This is a genomic window from Falsiroseomonas sp. CW058 (genome assembly GCF_050563535.1).
Classification (GTDB): Bacteria; Pseudomonadota; Alphaproteobacteria; order Acetobacterales; family Acetobacteraceae; genus Falsiroseomonas.
On the sequence record NZ_JBNXUO010000014.1, the window covers coordinates 92,743 to 105,037 of the forward strand.

The 12,295-nt window shown below is 73.9% G+C and carries 16 protein-coding genes and 1 tRNA gene; 13 read left to right on the forward strand and 4 right to left on the reverse strand.

The window, feature by feature from the left end:
* Positions 1 to 9 precede the first annotated feature (9 nt).
* Together ACK8OX_RS13250 and ACK8OX_RS13255 are read left to right on the forward strand one after the other, a co-directional pair.
* The gene (locus tag ACK8OX_RS13250; RefSeq protein WP_430664597.1) at positions 10 to 981 is read left to right on the forward strand and encodes a tripartite tricarboxylate transporter substrate binding protein; all 972 of its coding nucleotides are present in this window, start codon (positions 10 to 12) and stop codon (positions 979 to 981) included.
* 251 nt (positions 982 to 1,232) lie between these two features.
* Complete coding sequence (locus ACK8OX_RS13255) at positions 1,233 to 1,877, forward strand: calcium-binding protein (protein ID WP_430664598.1); 645 nt, start codon at positions 1,233 to 1,235, stop codon at positions 1,875 to 1,877.
* 301 nt (positions 1,878 to 2,178) lie between these two features.
* On the opposite strand, the gene ACK8OX_RS13260 is transcribed toward ACK8OX_RS13255, so the two are convergent.
* Together ACK8OX_RS13260 and ACK8OX_RS13265 are read right to left on the reverse strand one after the other, a co-directional pair.
* On the reverse strand, positions 2,179 to 2,379 hold the full coding sequence (locus ACK8OX_RS13260; protein WP_430664599.1) for a DUF6538 domain-containing protein: 201 nt from the start codon (positions 2,377 to 2,379) through the stop codon (positions 2,179 to 2,181).
* A gap of 63 nt (positions 2,380 to 2,442) precedes the next feature.
* Positions 2,443 to 2,518 (reverse strand) — tRNA-Ala (locus ACK8OX_RS13265).
* 118 nt (positions 2,519 to 2,636) lie between these two features.
* Between ACK8OX_RS13265 and ACK8OX_RS13270 the strand changes: the two genes are divergently transcribed.
* From ACK8OX_RS13270 to ACK8OX_RS13295, 6 genes are all read left to right on the forward strand, one after another.
* Positions 2,637 to 2,948: a YggT family protein gene (locus tag ACK8OX_RS13270; protein WP_430664600.1), complete on the forward strand. Its 312-nt coding sequence runs from the start codon at positions 2,637 to 2,639 to the stop codon at positions 2,946 to 2,948.
* Between the two features lie 26 nt (positions 2,949 to 2,974).
* Entirely contained in the window at positions 2,975 to 3,244 is a 270-nt protein-coding gene (locus ACK8OX_RS13275; RefSeq protein ID WP_430664601.1) for a DUF167 domain-containing protein, read from the forward strand.
* A complete protein-coding gene (gene folD, locus ACK8OX_RS13280; protein ID WP_430664602.1) occupies positions 3,241 to 4,086 on the forward strand; it encodes a bifunctional methylenetetrahydrofolate dehydrogenase/methenyltetrahydrofolate cyclohydrolase FolD in 846 nt (281 codons plus the stop codon). The genes ACK8OX_RS13275 and folD overlap by 4 nt, the downstream gene beginning before the upstream one ends.
* Positions 4,086 to 4,961, forward strand: coding sequence for a DMT family transporter (locus tag ACK8OX_RS13285; protein ID WP_430664630.1), 876 nt, complete (start codon positions 4,086 to 4,088; stop codon positions 4,959 to 4,961). The genes folD and ACK8OX_RS13285 overlap by 1 nt, the downstream gene beginning before the upstream one ends.
* A gap of 145 nt (positions 4,962 to 5,106) precedes the next feature.
* Positions 5,107 to 5,718 (forward strand): FMN-binding negative transcriptional regulator, encoded by a 612-nt coding sequence (locus tag ACK8OX_RS13290; RefSeq protein ID WP_430664603.1) that lies wholly within the window; start codon positions 5,107 to 5,109, stop codon positions 5,716 to 5,718.
* Positions 5,715 to 6,266, forward strand: coding sequence for an NUDIX domain-containing protein (locus ACK8OX_RS13295; protein WP_430664605.1), 552 nt, complete (start codon positions 5,715 to 5,717; stop codon positions 6,264 to 6,266). The genes ACK8OX_RS13290 and ACK8OX_RS13295 overlap by 4 nt, the downstream gene beginning before the upstream one ends.
* Positions 6,267 to 6,458: 192 nt before the next feature.
* Here ACK8OX_RS13295 and ACK8OX_RS13300 read toward each other — a convergent pair whose 3' ends face one another.
* Together ACK8OX_RS13300 and ACK8OX_RS13305 are read right to left on the reverse strand one after the other, a co-directional pair.
* Complete coding sequence (locus tag ACK8OX_RS13300) at positions 6,459 to 7,412, reverse strand: threonine/serine dehydratase (RefSeq protein ID WP_430664606.1); 954 nt, start codon at positions 7,410 to 7,412, stop codon at positions 6,459 to 6,461.
* Between the two features lie 67 nt (positions 7,413 to 7,479).
* Positions 7,480 to 7,959 (reverse strand): DUF1203 domain-containing protein, encoded by a 480-nt coding sequence (locus ACK8OX_RS13305; RefSeq protein WP_430664607.1) that lies wholly within the window; start codon positions 7,957 to 7,959, stop codon positions 7,480 to 7,482.
* 170 nt (positions 7,960 to 8,129) lie between these two features.
* Here ACK8OX_RS13305 and ACK8OX_RS13310 point away from each other — a divergent pair, with 170 nt between their 5' ends.
* The 5 genes from ACK8OX_RS13310 to ptsP all read left to right on the forward strand — a co-directional run bounded on the left by ACK8OX_RS13310 (position 8,130) and on the right by ptsP (position 12,225).
* Positions 8,130 to 8,582, forward strand: coding sequence for an HPr kinase/phosphorylase (locus tag ACK8OX_RS13310; protein WP_430664608.1), 453 nt, complete (start codon positions 8,130 to 8,132; stop codon positions 8,580 to 8,582).
* Positions 8,582 to 9,535: an RNase adapter RapZ gene (rapZ, locus tag ACK8OX_RS13315; protein ID WP_430664609.1), complete on the forward strand. Its 954-nt coding sequence runs from the start codon at positions 8,582 to 8,584 to the stop codon at positions 9,533 to 9,535. The genes ACK8OX_RS13310 and rapZ overlap by 1 nt, the downstream gene beginning before the upstream one ends.
* Positions 9,532 to 10,005 (forward strand): PTS sugar transporter subunit IIA, encoded by a 474-nt coding sequence (locus ACK8OX_RS13320; RefSeq protein ID WP_430664610.1) that lies wholly within the window; start codon positions 9,532 to 9,534, stop codon positions 10,003 to 10,005. Before rapZ ends, ACK8OX_RS13320 begins: the two co-directional genes overlap by 4 nt.
* A gap of 104 nt (positions 10,006 to 10,109) precedes the next feature.
* Positions 10,110 to 10,373: an HPr family phosphocarrier protein gene (locus ACK8OX_RS13325; protein ID WP_430664631.1), complete on the forward strand. Its 264-nt coding sequence runs from the start codon at positions 10,110 to 10,112 to the stop codon at positions 10,371 to 10,373.
* On the forward strand, positions 10,363 to 12,225 hold the full coding sequence (gene ptsP / locus ACK8OX_RS13330) for a phosphoenolpyruvate--protein phosphotransferase (RefSeq protein WP_430664612.1): 1,863 nt from the start codon (positions 10,363 to 10,365) through the stop codon (positions 12,223 to 12,225). Before ACK8OX_RS13325 ends, ptsP begins: the two co-directional genes overlap by 11 nt.
* Positions 12,226 to 12,295 lie beyond the last annotated feature (70 nt).

The following is a 12,295-nucleotide window of genomic DNA, read 5'->3' on the forward strand; positions in this document are numbered from 1 at the left end:
GACCCCCGGATGACCCATGCCCTCACGCGCCGCGGCGCCCTCGCCGCCGGCCTGGCTTCCCTCGCCGCGCCGGCCCTGGCGCAGCCCGCCTGGCCCGCCGGCCGGCCGATCGAGGTGGTCGTCGGCTTTGCGCCCGGGGGCGGGACGGATGTGATGGTGCGCGCCCTCGCGCAGTTCCTGACGGCGGAGCTGCCGGGCGCCAACTTCGTCGTCTCCAACCGCCCGGGCGCGGGCGGCGAGACGGCCTATGTGGCGCTGCAGGGCGCGCGGCCGGATGGCTACACGCTCGGCACCATCAACACGCCAGGCTACCTCGCGCTCGGCGTGCAGCGGCGCGTGCGCTACGACCGCGCGCAGATCCGCCTGATCGCGCGGCTGGTCGACGACCCGAGCGCCTTCGTCGTGCACCGCGATTCGCCCTTCCGCTCGCTGAAGGACCTGGTGGAGGCGGCGAAGCGCCGGCCGGGCACGATCAGCGTCGGCTCCTCCGGCATCGGCACCGACGACCATCTCGGCCTGACCCTGTTCGAGGCTGCGTCGGGCACGGAGTTCATCCATGTGCCCTTCGCCGGCGCAGGCCCTTCGCGCAACGCCGTCCTCGGGCGGCAGATCGACGTGGCGGGGCTCAATCTCGGTGAGATCGGGATGCTGGGGCAGGAGAACCCGATGCTGCGCGCACTCGCCGGCATGGGAGAGCGGCGCTGGGAGCTGATGCCCGAGGTGCCGACCTTCCGGGAGGAAGGCTACGACGTGCTGATGAGCAGCGAACGCGGCCTCGGCGCGCCGCGCGGCATCCCCGACGAGATCGCGCAGCGGCTGGAAGACGCGATCGCCAAGGTGATCGCGACGCCGGAATGGGCGGAGAAGGTGCGGCAGCTGGAACTTGCCATGGCCTTCCTGCGCGGCGGCGCGTGGGAGGCGCAGATGCCCGCCCAGCTGCGCCGCTACCAGCAGATCTGGGAACGCACGCCCTGGCAGTAGCCGCGCTGCGCGATGCGGGTCGGTGGTCGGCCGTGGTGGCGCAGTCGTGGCGCCTTCGGGCCAGGAAGCCGGAAGGGGACGTGCCGTCCTTCGGCCTTGGGGCGACCGTGCTGCGGCGATCGCCGGCTGCACGCCTGCGCGGCGGACGGGACGGCATAGACACACGCTCTGCTGCCGATAGGCAGGTCGCGGGTTTGCAGCAGCAGGGCACAGGAATATCGTTGCGATCCAGCGCCACAAGGACGCAGATCGTGACAGCCAGCAAGCCCAGGCCCCTCGACGATGCCGCCCTGTCGCAGGTCGCCGGGGGCGCCTTCGTGCAGACCGGCAGCGGCAATGACGCCGTGACCGGCTCGGGCTCCGACGACGTCATCTTCTCCGGCATGGGCAATGACACCATCGCCGCCGGCACCGGCAACGACCAGGCCTATGGCGAGGCGGGCAACGACGTCATCTCCGCCGGTGCCGGCAATGACCTTGCCTTCGGCGGCGAGGGCAACGACACGCTGAATGGCGGCGCCGGCCAGGACCAGCTCCAGGGCGGCGCAGGTCATGACAGCCTGGACGGGGGCGCCGGCGATGGCGCTGCCGACCTCGCCTTCGGCGGCGACGGCAACGACGCCTTCATCTGGGCGCCCGGCGACGGCAGCGACCAGTTCCAGGGCGGCACCGGCACCGACACGCTGCAACTCGACAACGTGTCGCTGAACCAGCTTCAGGCGGCGCTGAGGCTGGAGGGGAACACGAACCTGCAGATGCACGTCGCCAGCAGCCCGCAGGGCCCCGTCGTGTCCTTCATCGACGCGGCCGGCAACCCCGCCACCTTCCAGGGCACGATCACCATCGGCGGCGAGACGCTTCGCTTCTCGGAGATCGAGCGGATCCAGCTCGTCTGATCGATGCCCCCGGGTCCCGCGGGAGCAACCGCGTGGGTTCCTGCCTCTGATGGCCGGCAGGGTGCAAGCTGCTGCCGCGGCACACATGGCGGCACGACCCGCGTCGATGCGCGACAGGATCCCGAATGTCGCACAAGGCGTCTCATACCGGCCGGCGTTGAAGGTGATCCGATGGCGGCGGGCGAAGCCCGCCGAGCCGCCGGACGGCGGCCGCCGCATCTGCGGCGAAGCCGGGGGACGCGGATGCGGCCCGCCCGGCGTCTGAGGGGCGTGAATGTGTCAGCATTCACGCCAGTCAGTATCATGCTCGGCTCATGAAAGTCCTGACTGACCGGAGGAAGGCGCAGGCGGTGACGAGCCGCCCCGCCACCCCATCCGCGGTGCCGAGCGCACGCACGATCTCCCGCCGCCCGAGCCGGTCGACGAGGTCGAGCGGGACGCGCAGACGTATGCAGCAGCGGCGGTCACGAAGGAGGAAGTAGGCCGGGGCCAGATGACCCATGTGGTGCGCCTTTTGTTACAGGCACGCCCACGACCAGCCTATGTCCTTGATTTCAAAGTCAGGTGGTGGAGCTGAGGGGAATCGAACCCCTGACCTCGTCATTGCGAACGACGCGCTCTCCCAACTGAGCTACAGCCCCGTCCACCTGAGGGCGCGGGTTATGGAAGGGGTCGGGGCGGGTGTCAAGGCGGGGGGCGCGCCTTGTTCGCGGGGCCGCGCGCCACTAGCTTCGGCCCCGGGACGACAGGGACCTGCCGATGCTGCTCGATGCCGTGTTCTTCCTCGCCCAGGCGGGTCTGGACCTGTTCTGGTGGGCGGTGCTGCTTGCGGCGATCGTGCAGACGTTGATGTCGTTCAACGTGCTCGACGGCCGCAACCGGATCGTCTGGACCATCGCGGATTTCCTCTACCGCGTGACGGAACCGGCGCTGCGGCCCATCCGCAACCGCCTGCCCCATCTCGGCGGTGTCGACCTGTCGCCGCTGGTGCTGCTGCTGCTGATCACCGCGGTCGGCATCGCGCTCGGCGCGCTGCGCGGCTACATGCTGCGCTCCGGGCTGTATTTCTGACCACCTGGCGCGAGGTCTCGGGCGGGGTGGAACTCCGCGTGAAGGTGCAGCCGCGGTCGCGCCGCCCCGGCCTCGGCGGGCTGTCGCCCGACGGCGCGGCGCTGCGGGTGGCGGTGACGGAGGCGCCGGAGGACGGGCGCGCCAACCGCGCGGTCTGCGCGGCGGTGGCGGGGGCGCTGCGGGTCGCGCCTTCCTCGGTGGCGGTTGCGCAGGGCGCGGCGGCCAGGGTCAAGACGCTGCGCATCGCCGGCGACCCGGCGGCGCTCGGCGCAGCAATCGGAAAGCTTCTCGGATGACGGCGCAGGTGATCGACGGCAAGGCGGTGGCGGCGGAACTGCGGCGCGGCATCGCCGCGCGCGTGGCGGCGCTGCCCTTCCGCCCGGGGCTGCGCGTGGTGCGCGTGGGGGAGGACCCGGCCTCGGGCGTCTATGTCCGCAACAAGGACCGCGCCGCGCTGGAAGCGGGCTTCGACAGCGCGACGATCCACCTGCCCGAGGCGACGGGCGAGGCGGAGCTGCTGGAGGTGGTGGCGCGGCTGAACGCCGACCCGGTAGTGGACGGCATCCTGGTGCAGCTGCCCCTGCCGCGGCACATCGACGCGGACCGGGTGATCGCCGCCGTTTCGCCCGGGAAGGATGTGGACGGCTTCCACCCGCTGAATGCCGGTCTCCTGGCGGCGGGGCGGCCCGGGCTCGTGCCCTGCACGCCGAAGGGGGTGATGCACCTGCTGCGCGCGGCGGGCTGTTCGCTGGCGGGCGCGCGGGCGCTGGTGCTGGGCCGCAGCGGGATCGTCGGGCGGCCGATGGCGCAGCTGCTGCTGGCCGCCGACTGCACCGTCACCGTCGCGCATTCCCGCACCCGCGACCTCGCGGCCGAATGCCGCCGCGCGGAGATCCTGGTCGCCGCCGTCGGCCGCGCGGGGATGGTGCGCGGCGACTGGGTGGCGGAAGGCGCGACGGTGATCGATGTCGGCATCAACCGCCTGCCGGATGGGCGGCTCACCGGCGATGTCGACTTCGCCGGGGTGTCGCGCCATGCGGCCGCCATCACGCCGGTGCCGGGCGGCGTCGGGCCGATGACCATCGCCTGCCTGCTGGAGAACACGCTGGAGGCGGCGGTCGCGCGGCGCGGCGCGTGATGGGCCGCGGCGGGCTGCCGATCGGGGCGGCCTTCGTCGCCATCTGGGCCTCGGCCTTCACGGTGGCGGGCATCGTCGTGCGGGAATGGCCGCCGCTGTGGTCGCTGGCGATCCGCTTCGGCCTGACCGCGCCGCTGCTGCTCGGCCTCGCGCTGCTGCTGCGGAGCCGGCTGCCCGCGCCGCGCGATGCTGGGCGCGTCGCGCTGCTCGGCCTGTTCGGCATGGGCGGCTACCTGGCGATGGCCTGGCTTGCCATGGCGCGCATCCCGACCGGGCTGGTCGCGCTGATCTGCGCCACCACGCCGCTGCTGGTGGCGGCGGGGGAAAGCCTGGTCTTCCGCAGGCCGCTGCCGGGGCTCGCCTGGCTGGGGCTGGCGATCGGCTGGTCCGGCGTTGCGCTGCTCGGCTTCCTGCGGGCGCTGGACGGGCTGGCGGCGGCCGAGGCCTCGGGCTTCGCGCTGGCGGTGGGGGCCGCGGCGTCGCAGGCGGTCGGGCTGCTGGTCTATGCGCCGGCGAAGGCGCGGGTCGACATGTGGGCGGCGAGCCTGGGGCAGACGGCGGTGTCCGCGGTGCTGTGCCTCGGCCTCGCGCTGATGCTGGAAGGGGCGGCGCCGCGGGGGGCGGCGCCCTTCACGCTGGCGGCGCTGGCGTGGTCGATGGTGGTGGTCGGCATCGGCGGCTATGCGCTGTATTTCGTGATGCTGAAGCGCGTGCCGGCCTCCACCGCCTCGGCCCTGCAACTGCTGGCGCCGCCTCTGGCGGCGGTGTTCGGCTGGGCGCTGCTGGGGGAGAGGCTCTACCTGTCCGACATCGCAGGCGGCGTGCTGACGCTGGGCGGGCTGGCACTGCTGGTCCATGCGCGGTCGCGGGGCTGAGTTGCGCATGGCGCGGTTGCGGGCGCGGGGCGCGATCGGGCACCGTCGCCCGATGACCCTGCGACGACGAGCACCGGGCCCCTGACCTTCGCCCCCCCGCGCGCCGCTGCGGCGCGCCCGCCCGACCCGTGCCAGGATGCCCGCCATGTACACCCCCGCCGCCTTCCGGGACGACGACCCGGACTGGATCTTCCCCTTCGTCGAGGCGAACGACTTCGGCCTGCTGATGTCCGCCGCGCCGCTGATGGCGTCGCACCTGCCCTTCCACCTGGTCCGGCCGGAAGGCGGGGCGCCGGCGCGGCTGCTCTGCCACATGGCGCGGGCCAACCCGCAATGGCGCGCCTTCCAGGGCGGGGGGGCGGAGGCGGTGGCGGTGTTCCGCGGCAGCCATGCCTACGTCTCCTCCGCCTGGTACGGCGCGCAGCCGGCGGTGCCGACCTGGAACTACGAGGCGGTGCACGCCACCGGCCATGCCACCCTTATCGAGGACCCGGCCGCGGTCGCGGTGCAGATGCGCGCGCTCGCGGCCCGCTACGAACCCACACCCGGCTTCGAGATGGAGGCCCAGCCCGCCCCCTTCATGGAGGCGATGTTCCGCGGCCTGGTCGGCGTCTCGATCGAGGTGCGGGAATGGACGGGCAAGCGCAAGCAGAGCCAGAACCGCCCGATGGCCGACCGCGTCGCGGTGGCCGCCGCGCTGGATGCGCGCGGCGAGCAAGCGGCGGCGCGGGCGCTGAGGGAGGCCAACGGCCTGTGACCGACGACACCCCCGACATCGTCGCGACCGCGACGCGCATCGTCTACGAGAACCGCTGGATGCGCGTGCGGGAGGATGCGGTGCGCCGGCGCGACGGCTCGGCCGGCATCTACGGCGTGGTCGAGAAGGACGACTTCGTGGTGGTGGTGCCGGTGGAGGCGGATGGCTCGATCCACCTGGTGCAGCAGTTCCGCTACCCGGTCGGCGCGCGCTTCTGGGAATTCCCGCAGGGGATGTGGGGCGGCCCGGGGGCGGACCCGCGCCGCGCGGCCGAGCACGAGCTGGCCGAGGAGACCGGCCTCGCCGCCGCGTCGATGGTGGAGGCCGGGCATCTCTACGAGGGCTACGGCACGATGAACCAGGGCTTCCGCGTCTACCTCGCCACCGGGCTCACCCCCGGGCAGGCGCGGCCGGAGGCGGAGGAGCAGGACCTTGTCAGCCGCCGCTTCCCCCGCGCCGAGGTGGAGCGGATGCTGCGCGAGGGCGAGATCAAGGATTCCGTCACCCTCGCCGCCTGGGGGTTGCTGGCGCTGAAGCGGATGATCTGACGCGATCGGTCGAATGCTTCGACCGATCGCACGACTCTTTCTATGCCCGCAGACGCCGGGCAGGCCGCATCCGCAGCCCTTGGCTTCGCGGCATTTGCCGCGGCCGCCATCCGGCGGCTCGGCGGGCTTCGCCCGCCGCCATCGGATCACCAGGAAGGCCCGGCGGCATGACCCCGGACGTCGCGGCGCCGGCTATCCGGTGACGTTGGCGGGGTCCGTGTTCGACCCGCAGACCACCACCGCCACCCGCGCCCCCGCCGGCGGGGTCCAGGCGCCGCTGGTCAGCGCCGCCAGCGCGGTGGCGCCGCCGGCTTCCGCCACCAGCCGCAGCGCGCCCCACAGCCGGCGCTGCGCGTCGCGGATCGCCTCGTCGGGCACCAGCACGGCCTGGGCCACATGGTCCTTCGCCACCGCGAACATCAGCGCGCCGACCTGCCGCGCGCCGAGGCTGTCCGCCGCGACGCCGCCGACCGGGCAGGGCACGGGCCGCCCCTCCCGCAGGGCGGTGGCGAGCGTCGGGCAGCCTTCCGGCTCCACGCTGACGACCTGCGCGCCGCGGCCGGCATACCAGGCGGCGATGCCGCCGATCAGCCCGCCGCCGCCCGTCGCCACCAGCACATGCGTCGCCTCCGGCGCGTCCTGCTCCAGTTCCAGCCCGACCGTGCCCTGGCCAGCCAGGACCTCCGCCTGGTCATAGGCATGGACGATCATCGCGCCGGTCTCGGCGGCGCGCGCCTCGCTCGCCACCCGCGCCTCGTCATAGGCGGCGCCGACGCGGTGCAGCACGGCGCCGTAGCCCTCGATCCGCGCGGTCTTGGCCGCCGGGGTGGCGACCGGGCAGAACACCTCCGCGCGGTGGCCGAGCCGGCGCGCGGCATAGGCGACCGCCGCGCCGTGGTTCCCGCCCGAGGCGGTGGCGACGCCGGCCGCCGGGACAGGGGCGGAGAGCATCCGGTTGAAGGCGCCGCGCGGCTTGAAGCTGCCGGTGACCTGCAGCAGTTCGAGCTTCAGGACCAGCGGGACGGGCAGGCCGAGGTCGTCGCCCGCCATCCGCATCACCGGCGTGCGGCGGACATGGGGTGCGATGCGGGCGGCGGCAGCCTCGATCTCGGTGCGGAAGGTTTCGGGTCGGGGGGGCTGGGTCATGGCGGCGGAAGCTGGCAGCGCCGGCCATGCCCGGCAACCCGGCCACGGCGTGATCCACCCTTGCGGATCACGCCGTGGTCCGTTCCACCCCCGCCAGCCAGCAGCCCGGGCGCGCGGTGTGGATGTTGACGAAGCGGGTGCGCGGATCGGCCAGCGCGCGGCCGAGCGGCGCCGCCACCGCCACTCCCTCGCACACCTGGCCGAGGTCGTAGAGGCAGAGATCGGCCGCGTCGTAGCAGCGGACGGAAACGAGCGGGTTGCCCAGCACCGCCGGCGGGATCTCGTCCTTCGCCGCGAAGCGGGGGCAGTCGGCGGCATGCAGGAAGACCGGGCTCGGCGTCCAGTAGGTGCCCCGCGGCCGCGGCAGGTCCCAGCTGCCGAGCAGCATCGCCTCCCCAGGCGCCGCGAGGCGCAGGCAGTGGCGGCAGGGGAAGCCCGGGCCGTCGGCGGTGCGGGCGTGCAGCGCGTCGCCGCGGTCGTCGCGCCCGGTCTCGCGGAAGCGGCGGGCGGTGGCGGTCGGCATGGGAAGGCAGCGGAAGCCGGGCATCGGGATCTCCTTCTGGCCGGGGCACCCTGCCCGGCCCGGCGGCGCCGCGCCTTCCGCCCGTTGCGCCGGTGCGCTCGCGCAATCGCGCCCGGGGGCGGAACGGGCGGGCCTTCACCCCCCGCCCCCTTTCTGCCATGGTCCCGGCTTCTCGGAGGTGGAACGGGACGGGGATGGCGCTGCACGCGTCCTGCGCCGCGCTGGAAGGCGAAGGCGTGCTGATCCTGGGCCCGCCGGGCGCCGGGAAGTCCGACCTCGTCCTGCGCCTGATCGGGCGCGGCTGGCAGCTCGTCGCCGACGACCAGGTAGAGGTGGAGGCGGGGGAGGGCGCGCTGCTCGCCGCCCCGCCCGGTCCCCTGCGCGGGATGCTGGAGGTGCGCGGCCTAGGCCTGTTCCGGGACCTCCCCGTGGCCGCCCCGGCCCGGCTGCGCCTGGCGGTGGACCTGCTGCCCCCCGGTTCCGCGCCCCCCCGCCTGCCCGCGCCCGCCGGCTTCGAGGCGCTCGGCCATCGCCTGCCCCGGGTTGCGCTGTCGGGGCGGGAGGCGTCGGCGCCGGACAAGGTTGCTCTCGCTTTTGCGGCTGCGCGGGGGCGCGTCGCGATGGCCGCCGGCGCGTTCGAGGCGTGATGGACACCCAGGCCAGGCCAGGCGCGCCCGCGCGCCCCGTCGTCCTCGTCACCGGCCTTTCGGGGGCGGGCAAGGCGTCGATCCTCCGCACGCTCGAGGATCTCGGGCACGAAACGGTGGACAACCCTCCGCCGGCCATCATCGAGGACCTGGTGGGCGACGGCGCGACGCCCATCGCCATCGGCGTCGATGCCCGCTCCCGCGGGTTCGAGGCGGCGGAGCTGCTGCGGGTGCTGGAACGGCTGCGGCTGCGGCGGGACATCACCACCACGCTCGTCTTCGCGACCGCGGAGGAGGCGGTGCTGCTGCGCCGCTTCTCCGAGACGCGGCGCCGCCACCCGCTGGCGCCGGGCGGGCCGCTCGGCAGCCGCGTGCCGGACGGCATCGCGCGGGAGGCGGCGATGCTCGCGCCGCTGCGTGAGGCGGCCGATGTGCTGGTGGACACGTCCGAGATGCCGCTGCCCGACCTGCGGCGGCTGGTCGAGCGCCGCTTCCGGCCGGAGGGGGCGGAGGGGATGACGATCGGCGTCATCTCCTTCGGCTATCCGAAGGGCCTCCCGCGGGAGGCGGAGCTGGTCTTCGACATGCGCTTCCTGCGCAACCCGCACTACGACCCGCTGCTGCGCCCGATGACGGGACGGGACGCGCCGGTCGCGGCCTTCGTCGAGGCGGACCCCGACTTCGTTCCCTTCTGGGGGCGCATGACTGGCCTGCTGGACACGCTCTTGCCGCGCTACGTGGCGGAGGGGAAGAAGTATCTCACCATCGCGCTCGGCTGCACCGGTGGCCGCCACCGCTCCGTGCTTGTCGCGGAGCGCTTGGCCGCCCATCTGTCGTCACAGGGCTGGCGCGTGGACCTGATCCACCGAGAGCTCGCTTCCCCCCCGGCGCATGCCACCGCCGGGCCGGGGATGTCCGTTGCGGGGCGGGAGGCCCTGTCGCACCCATCATGATCGGTCTCGTGCTCGTCACACACGGCCGTCTTGCCGAGGAACTGCGCCTTGCCATGGAACACGTGGTGGGCCCGCAGAACGCCGTGGCGACCGTCTGCATCTTCCCCGAGGACAAGCTGGAAGCCCGGCGGGAGGACATCCGCGCCTCCATCGGCCGCGTCGACCAGGGCGACGGCGTCGTCGTGCTGACCGACATCCTCGGCGGCACGCCGTCCAACCTCGCCTCCCAGCTCTGCGATCACCGGACGGTGGAGGTGATCGCCGGCGTCAACCTGCCGCTGCTGGTGAAGCTCGCCAAGATCCGCGGGACGGAACCGCTGGCCGAGGCGGTGGCCCATGCCACCGCGGCGGGGCGCAAATACATCGCCTGCGGGGCGGAGGTGCCGGAGGCGCCGCGGCCCAATGGCAGCGGGGCCGCCACGGGCGACGTCAAGGCGCCCGCCGAGGACAAGACCGGGGGACGCGCATGAACGAATGGCCCGACGAGGGAGGGGAGGCCAAGGCCGCGCCCGCGCCGCACGCGCTGGCGACGGAACCCGGGCCCTGCGGCTGCGATGCCTCCGGGGGCCTCGCGATGAAGCGCATCCTCAGGATCACCAACAGCCGCGGGCTGCATGCCCGCGCGGCGGCGAAGCTCGTCACCGTGGCGGAACGCTTCTCCGCCTGCATCAACGTCTCGCGCCATGGCCAGACCGTGCCGGCCTGCTCCATCATGGGGCTGATGATGCTGGGCGCGGGGCAGGGCAGCGAGATCGCGGTGGAAGCCGAAGGCTGGGACGCCAAGGAAGCCCTGGAGGCGATCGCCGGCCTGGTCGAGGCCGGCTTCCATGAAGACTGACAAGTCCGCCCCGCCCGAGGCCGCCCGGCCGCCCGGGGAAGCCGGGCGCCGCGCCCCCCGCCGCGTGCGGGAAGTCGCGATCCGCGGCATCCCCGTCTCCCCCGGTATCGCCATCGGCCCCGTCTTCGACACCACCGAACCCCCGGCCGAGGCGCCGCGCCGGGCGATCGACGCGGCGTCGGTCGATGCCGAGAAGGGGCGGCTCGCCACCGCCGTCGCGGCTTCCCGCAAGCAGGTGGCCAAGCTCAAGACCAAGCTCGGCGTGCTGCCCGAGGAGGCGCAGGAGGAGCTGGAACCGCTGCTCGACGCCTATGCGATGATGCTGGGCGACAGCCGCCTGATCCGCGGCGCCCGCAAGCGGATCGAGGCCGGGCTGCTGGCCGCCGAGACGGCGGTGGCGGACGAGGCGGATGCGATCGCGGAGGTCATCCTTTCCGCCAAGGACGACGACAAGGCCGGGCTCCGCCGCCGCGCGGGGGAGGTGCGGGAGATCGCGCGCCGCCTGACCCGCAACCTGACCCAGAACCCCTTCCGCAGCTTCAAGGACGTGCCCGAGGGCGCGATCCTGGTGGCGGAGGAGCTGACCCCGGCCGATGCCGCGCTCCTCGACCCCGCGCGCATCGCCGGCGTGGCGACGGAGGAAGGCGGCGCCGACGGCCACACCGCGATCATGCTGCGCGCGCTCGGCCTGCCCGCCGTGCTTGGCGCGCCGGGGCTGACGGAAGCCGCGCGCCGCGGCGACCCGGTGGTGCTGGACGGCGCGGCCGGCAGCATCACGCTGCACCCCTCCGCCGCGACGCTCGCGGCGGCGAAGGAACAGGTCGCGGCCTATGCCCGCGAACGCCAGCGCCTGTCCAAGCTGCGCCGCCTGCCCGCCGTGACCACCGACGGCGAGGAGGTGGAGCTGCAGGCCAACATGGAGATCCCGGCCGAGCTGCCGCTGATCGCCCAGGCGGGCGCGCAGGGCATCGGCCTGCTGCGGACCGAGTTCCTGTTCATGAACCGCGAGGACCTGCCGGACGAGGACGCGCAGGCCGCGGCCTATGCGCCGATCCTCGCCGCCATGGCGGGCGATCCCGTCACCATCCGCGTGCTGGACTGGGGCGGCGAGAAGGACATGGAGGCGCTGGCCGAGGGGGTGGAGCCGCACCATGCCGGGCCCAACCCCGCGCTCGGCCTGCGCGGCGTGCGGATGCTGCTGAAGCGGCCGGAACTGCTGGAGATGCAGTTCGCCGCCATCCTGCGCGTCGCCGGCGCCGCCCCCGACAGCCAGGTGCGCGTGCTGCTGCCGATGGTGACCGTCCCGGCCGAGGTGAAGGCGGCGCGCGAGATCTACGAACGCGTGGCCCGCCGCCTGCGCCGCCGCGGCGAGAAGCTGCCGGAGAAGCTGCCCGAGCTCGGCGCGATGATCGAGACGCCGGGCGCGGCGCTGGCCGCCGACGCCATCGCGCTGGAGGCCGACTTCTTCGCCATCGGCACCAACGACCTGGCGATGTACACGCTGGCGGTGGACCGCGGCGATGCGGAGGTCGCGCATCTCTACGACCCGCTGCACCCCGCCGTGCTGCGCCTGGTGCAGTTCAGCACCGAAGCCGCGCTGCGGCTGCGCATGCCGGTGTCCATCTGCGGCGAGATGGCGGGCAACCCGCGGCTGGTGCCGCTGCTGCTCGGCCTCGGCATCCGCTGCCTGTCGATGAATGCCGGCGCCATCCCGCGCGTGAAACAGGCGGTGCGCGGGCTCGACATCGGCGACTGCGCGCGCTTCGCGCGGCGCGTGATGGAGCAGAGCGACCCCGCCCGGATACGCGAGCTGGTGGATGGTTTCGCAACCGGCGTGACGGAGCGGGGCTGAAGGGCGGCCAGTTCTCGCCGGCCATTCGCGCCGCGGCGCGGTTTTTTAGCTCGCCATTCAGATGTGGGCG

Excerpts from the sequence above, each read along its gene's own strand:
- ACK8OX_RS13285 (WP_430664630.1), top strand. The coding sequence starts at position 4,086 with ATGGGCCGCGGCGGGCTGCCGATCGGGGCGGCCTTCGTCGCCATCTGG.
- ACK8OX_RS13325 (WP_430664631.1), top strand. The coding sequence starts at position 10,110 with ATGAAGCGCATCCTCAGGATCACCAACAGCCGCGGGCTGCATGCCCGC.
- ACK8OX_RS13250 (WP_430664597.1), top strand. The coding sequence starts at position 10 with ATGACCCATGCCCTCACGCGCCGCGGCGCCCTCGCCGCCGGCCTGGCT.
- ACK8OX_RS13320 (WP_430664610.1), top strand. The coding sequence starts at position 9,532 with ATGATCGGTCTCGTGCTCGTCACACACGGCCGTCTTGCCGAGGAACTG.
- folD (WP_430664602.1), top strand. The coding sequence starts at position 3,241 with ATGACGGCGCAGGTGATCGACGGCAAGGCGGTGGCGGCGGAACTGCGG.
- ACK8OX_RS13270 (WP_430664600.1), top strand. The coding sequence starts at position 2,637 with ATGCTGCTCGATGCCGTGTTCTTCCTCGCCCAGGCGGGTCTGGACCTG.
- ptsP (WP_430664612.1), top strand. The coding sequence starts at position 10,363 with ATGAAGACTGACAAGTCCGCCCCGCCCGAGGCCGCCCGGCCGCCCGGG.
- ACK8OX_RS13300 (WP_430664606.1), bottom strand. The coding sequence starts at position 7,412 with ATGACCCAGCCCCCCCGACCCGAAACCTTCCGCACCGAGATCGAGGCT.
- ACK8OX_RS13290 (WP_430664603.1), top strand. The coding sequence starts at position 5,107 with ATGTACACCCCCGCCGCCTTCCGGGACGACGACCCGGACTGGATCTTC.
- ACK8OX_RS13260 (WP_430664599.1), bottom strand. The coding sequence starts at position 2,379 with ATGGGTCATCTGGCCCCGGCCTACTTCCTCCTTCGTGACCGCCGCTGC.
- rapZ (WP_430664609.1), top strand. The coding sequence starts at position 8,582 with ATGGACACCCAGGCCAGGCCAGGCGCGCCCGCGCGCCCCGTCGTCCTC.
- ACK8OX_RS13310 (WP_430664608.1), top strand. The coding sequence starts at position 8,130 with ATGGCGCTGCACGCGTCCTGCGCCGCGCTGGAAGGCGAAGGCGTGCTG.
- ACK8OX_RS13305 (WP_430664607.1), bottom strand. The coding sequence starts at position 7,959 with ATGCCCGGCTTCCGCTGCCTTCCCATGCCGACCGCCACCGCCCGCCGC.